This is a genomic window from Mycobacterium sp. TH-M103 (assembly GCF_057473785.1).
In genome coordinates this window covers 1-4,682 of record NZ_JBYCLG010000364.1, presented here as the reverse complement: position 1 = coordinate 4,682, position 4,682 = coordinate 1, and the positions used below count along the sequence as shown (strand labels likewise).

At 67.8% G+C, this 4,682-nt stretch carries 4 protein-coding genes; 1 reads left to right on the top strand and 3 read right to left on the bottom strand.

Annotated elements, in window-relative coordinates; genetic code table 11:
* Window positions 1–723, bottom strand: a 723-nt coding sequence (locus AC2VOR_RS20090; protein ID WP_486964389.1) for an NAD(P)H-dependent glycerol-3-phosphate dehydrogenase, incomplete at its 3' end; no start/stop codon positions are given.
* A 176-nt stretch (window positions 724–899) separates the two neighbouring features.
* Here AC2VOR_RS20090 and AC2VOR_RS20085 point away from each other — a divergent pair.
* Entirely contained in the window at window positions 900–2,378 is a 1,479-nt protein-coding gene (locus AC2VOR_RS20085) for a trypsin-like peptidase domain-containing protein (RefSeq protein ID WP_369740749.1), read from the top strand.
* Between the two features lie 3 nt (window positions 2,379–2,381).
* Here the strand turns inward: AC2VOR_RS20085 and AC2VOR_RS20080 are convergent, their stop codons facing one another.
* Both AC2VOR_RS20080 and AC2VOR_RS20075 read right to left on the bottom strand, forming a co-directional pair.
* Window positions 2,382–3,905: a flavin-containing monooxygenase gene (locus tag AC2VOR_RS20080; protein ID WP_369740747.1), complete on the bottom strand. Its 1,524-nt coding sequence runs from the start codon at window positions 3,903–3,905 to the stop codon at window positions 2,382–2,384.
* 332 nt (window positions 3,906–4,237) lie between these two features.
* On the bottom strand, window positions 4,238–4,682 hold a 445-nt coding region (locus tag AC2VOR_RS20075; protein ID WP_486964388.1), incomplete at its 5' end, for a YajQ family cyclic di-GMP-binding protein.

The window sequence follows — 4,682 nt, the reverse complement described above, 5'->3', positions numbered from 1 at the left end:
GGGGAAGGTGTCGGGGTCCCCGCCCATCGCGACGCCCAGCTTGGTCATCTCGCGCAACGCCCGCGCGATCACCAGCGCGCGGGTGTTCTCGCCGATGCCCAGCGAGTAGCCCATCCCGACGGCGATGGCGTAGACGTTCTTCAGCGCGCCGGCCATCTCGACACCGACGACGTCGTCGGTGGTGTACACGCGAAACCGCCGGGTGCGGAACAGTGCCGCCAGCCGGGTGGCCAGGTGCTGGTCGGGCATGGCCAGCACGGCCGCGGCGGCATAGCCCTCGCCCACCTCTCGGGCGATGTTCGGGCCGGCCAGGATCCCCGCCGGATGTCCGGGCAGCAACTCCTCGATGATCTGCGACATCCGCATGTTGGTGCCCTGCTCAAGCCCCTTGACCAACGACACCACCGGGACCCAGGGCCGCAGTTCCCTGGCGAGTTCGGTGAGCACGCCGCGGAAGCCGTGCGAGGGCACGCCCATGACCACGACGTCGGCGCAGTGGGCGGCCTCGGCGAAGTCGGTGGTGGCGCGCAGGCCGTCGCTGAGCACGACGTCGTTGCCGAGGTAGCGGCTGTTGCGGTGGTTGTCGTTGATGTCCTTGGCGGTCACCTCGGAGCGCACCCATTGCAGTGTCGGTCCCCGGCGCGCGCAGATCGACGCCACCGTGGTGCCCCAGGAGCCGCCGCCGAGGACGACGACATTGGGTTCGCGTTGTTCACCTGCCATGCCGTTCAGCGTATTGCCGACACCCGAGATTTAGAAGCAGTTCACCGCCCGCGCGGCACCCGAATTCGAACCCAACGACCCCCCGGGCAGGGACTTCGGTCCCTAGCCCCGCCGGGCCGGCCTCCCGGATCGTCAGAGATCTGCAACAAGGCCCGGAAACGAGGGAAAGAGGGACCATGCCCATGCTTCGGTGGGGCCGTACGCTCGCGGTGACGTCCGCGGCCGCGCTCGCGGTGATGACGGCGCCGGCGGGCATCGCCTCTGCCGAGGGTGGGCGCCCGCAGGCCAATCCGCAGGAACGGGCGGCGGCGATCATCCGGCCGGCCGTGATGTACCTGTCGGGCCAGGCGTACGGCCAGGTCCGCTTGCCCAATGGGCAGCTGCTGTCGCAGTTCGGCGAGGGCTCCAACATCCCCTTCACGGCGACCTGGTTCTGCACCGCGTTCATCGTCAACCCCGACGGTTGGGCGGCGACGTCGGGCCACTGCGTGGATCCGGACAACGTCAAGGACCTGATCCTCAAGCGGGCCGCCAACGAGTACGTCATCCAGTACCCCGACTCGCCGGTCGGGCAGAATCCGGCGGCGATCTTCCAATGGCTCCGCCAGAACGCGAAGGTGGAGGGCGTTGCCCCCGACCGGGGTCCGCAGCCTGCGCTGACCCTGGTGTACGGCAGCGGGAACCGGGTCGCCGGGAAACTGCTCGCCAACGTCGTGGACTTCCGGCCCATCGTAAAGGGCGATGTTGCCCTGCTCAAGGTCGAGAAGCACAACCTGCCGTCGTCGGAGTTGGCCGCCGACGCCGACGTCAGCATCGGCACAACGATTCTCGCGGTGGGTTACCCGGAGAGCACGAAACGGATCACCGATCCGTCGCTGGACCCGACGAACAAGAGCGGCACGGTCAGCAAGAAGTCGTCGATGGGCAGCGTTCCGCAGTACGAGATCGATGCCCCGGTCACCGAGGGGATGAGCGGCGGCCCCACCGTCGCCCTCGACGGCAAGGTGATCGGCGTCAACAGCTTCTCACCCGTCGGCGAGCCGCAGCCGTTCAACTTCGTCGCGCCGGCGGGCAACCTCACCGCGTTACTGGCCGGCAAGGGGGTCAAAGCGACGCTGGGGCCGGCCGACGTCTTCTACCGGAAAGGGCTCGGCGAGTACTTCTCCGGCCACTACACCGGCGCCATCGACGATTTCGACAAGGCGCTGGCGATGTCGCCCGACTACCCGGGTCTGGTGGAACTCAAGACGAGCGCGGTGAACCTGCGGCAGCGCTACGGCGACGTCTCGGTGCTCAGTGGCACCACGCTGATGTGGTACGTCATCGGTGAGGTGGCGCTGGTGCTCGCCGCCGGCGGGGGATTGACCCTGTTGGTGGTGCGGAGGCGGTGGCGCCTGTTCGCTCCAGCGAAAGCCCCTGGGGTTCAGCTTATTTCCCCCGGGGACGGGGACACGGTCAAACCAATCCGCGCCCGCAGGGGCATCAAGACCGGCGCCGCCCGGCTCATCGGCGTGGCCCCCGCGCACAAGCCGGCGGAACCGCACTTCTGCGCGAGCTGCGGGGCCGAACACCACCCCGCCGAGAAATTCTGCCCCAACTGCGGCGCGGAGATCCTGCCCGGAGATTCCCCCGTGGGCTCCGACCGGACCGGCTGACGGTTATCCCGCCAGCGCCGCCCGGTCGGTGACGCGTCCGAACACCATGGCTTCCTCGATGCGGTCGAACTGGTAGTCGAGGGCATCGGCGAGGTAGTTCTGCCGCACGTTCCACGGCCGCCTGGTGCCGGACTTGGGCAGCGCGTGCAGCGAGCGCAGCACGTAGCCGGCGTTGATGTCCCAGGCCGGTTTCTCGGTCATCGGTTCGCCGCCGAGATGCGGGTAGGCGTGCGTATATCCGTGAGCGGCCATGTGGGCCAGCAGCTTCGCGGTCGCACGGGCGGTGATGTCGGCGCGCAGCGTCCAAGAGGCGTTGGTGTAGCCCACGCACCAGAACAGGTTGGGCACGTCCTCGAGCATGTGCGCCTTGTAGACGAAGCGGTCCCGGGGATCGATCTCGACGCCATCCAGGCTGATCGCGGTCCCGCCGAGCGCCTGCAATTGCAGGCCGGTGGCGGTGACGACGATGTCGGCGTCGAGGTGAGCGCCGGATTTGAGCGCGATGCCGCTGGCGTCGAAATGGTCGATGTGGTCGGTGACCACCTCGGCGCGGCCGGCGCCGATCGCGTTGTAGAGGTCGGCGTCGGGGATCAGGCACATCCGCTGGTCCCACGGGTCGTAGCGCGGCTTGAAGTGGGTGTCCACGTCGTAGCCGGCGGGCAGCTCGCTGATCGCCTTGCGGCGCAACAGCCACCGGACGAGGCGGGGCGCCTTGCGGGACAGGGCGAAGAACACCGCCTCGGTCAGTGCGCTGTACATGCGGATCACCAGGTGAGCGGGCTTGCTAGGCAACAGCTTTCGGGCGACCGCGGCCACCTTGCCGTATCGGGAGGCCGAGACGAGATAGGTGGGGGAGCGTTGCAGCATGGTCACCTTCGCGGCGCGGTCCGACAGCGACGGCAACAGGGTGACCGCGGTGGCACCGCTGCCGATCACCACGATCCTCTTGCCGGTGTAGTCGAGGTTCTCCGGCCAGTGCTGGGGATGCACGACGGTCCCGGCGAACTGGTCGATACCGGGAAAGTCGGGGGTGTAGCCCTCGTCGTAGTTGTAGTAGCCGCTGCCGAAGAACACGAACCTGGCGCGGTAGGTCGTGCGGGTGCCGTCCTGCTCGGCGGTGATCGTCCAGGTGTCGGTGGCCGAATCCCAGTTCGCCGAACGGACATGGCTGTTGAACCGGATGTGGCGGTCGATGCCGTACTTGCGCGCGGTGTTGGTCAGGTACTCGCGGATGTGCACGCCGTCTGCGACGCCTTCCCGGCGGGTCCACGGCTCGAAGGGGAACGACAGCGTGAAGATGCTGCTGTCGGAGCGTACGCCGGGGTAGCGGAACAGGTCCCAGGTGCCGCCGATCTGGGCGCGCCGCTCCAGGATCGCGTACTTGGTGCCCGGATTCCGCTCGGTGATGCGGTAGGCCGCGTCGATGCCGGAGATGCCGGCGCCGACGATCACGACGTCGAAGTAACCGTCGCCCTGGCCGTTGGTGTTGGGCGCGCCGCCGGCGGCTTCCCGGGGAGTCACGGTCATCGTGAACCTCGCTTGCTAGGGGCCTCGAAAAAGCTGTGTTCCCCACCACACTAGAGGGGCCCCCAGGCTCGCGGATCAGCGGTGACGGTCCGCGGCGACCGAGTAGCGGGCAGGCCACGGCGTGAGCCGGCGCGCGCCCCGGTCAGACGCATGCGGGGTTCAGCCAAAGAAGCCCGACTGTCCGTTGCCCTTGTTGAAGCCACCACTGTTAGCGCCCGCTGTTCGCGAACCCGAAATTGCCACCGCCACCGTTACCCCGCGCCGTACCGGCGAATATCGGCTGTTCACTCAACGCCGTGCCGGCACCCACCGGTGGGCCGCCCAAAGCGGTGTCAGCGATAGTTGACGAACTGCAGCGCGACGTCCAGGTCGGCGTTCTTGAGCATCGCGATGACGGCCTGCAGGTCGTCGCGCTTCTTGCTGGTGACGCGAATCTCGTCGCCCTGGATCTGGGTCTTGACGGTCTTCGGGCCCTCGTCACGGATGAGTTTGGTGATCTTCTTGGCGTTCTCGCTGCTGATGCCCTGCTTGAGGGTGCCGTTGACCTTGAAGGTCTTACCGGATGCCTGCGGTTCCCCGGCGTCGAACGCCTTCATCGAGATGTCGCGGCGGACCAGTTTCTCCTTGAATACGTCGACGGCCGCCTTGACGCGCTCCTCGGTCGACGACGTCAGCTCGATTGCCTCGTCGCCCTTCCAGGCGATCGAGGTGTCGGTGCCGCGGAAGTCGAAGCGGGTGGCCAGCTCCTTGGCGGCCTGGTTGAGCGCGTTGTCGACC